Genomic DNA, 292 nt, shown 5'->3' with positions numbered 1-292 from the left:
AAAGCTAACGTTGGTTTCGAATACTTGGGCGAAACCCGCCTGAAGAACATTTCTGAGCCGGTGCGAATTTATCATGTGAATCCTCAGAGCCGAGCAATCAGTCGCCGCAGCTGGGTTAGGAGCCGTGGCGTTCAGGCGGCAATAGGTGGAGCGCTTCTGATCATTGCGGCATTTGTGGTTTGGCAAGACATGCATCGCTGGGGGGTCAATGAAGACGTTCCTTTTGACGAGGCTACGGCTCTGACCCGGCCTACAGGTCCTACAATAGCGGTTTTGGCGTTCGAGAACCTAA

1 protein-coding gene is annotated in these 292 nt (G+C 53.4%); it reads left to right on the top strand.

Going from position 1 to position 292, the window contains the following annotated elements; translation table 11 throughout:
• On the top strand, positions 1-292 hold a 292-nt coding region (locus tag Q0816_RS25970; RefSeq protein WP_298856230.1), incomplete at both ends, for a hypothetical protein.

Origin of the sequence: uncultured Ruegeria sp. (assembly GCF_947497005.1) — a bacterium.
Lineage (GTDB): Bacteria > Pseudomonadota > Alphaproteobacteria > Rhodobacterales > Rhodobacteraceae > Ruegeria.
This window is presented reverse-complemented; position numbering and strand designations above follow the sequence as displayed.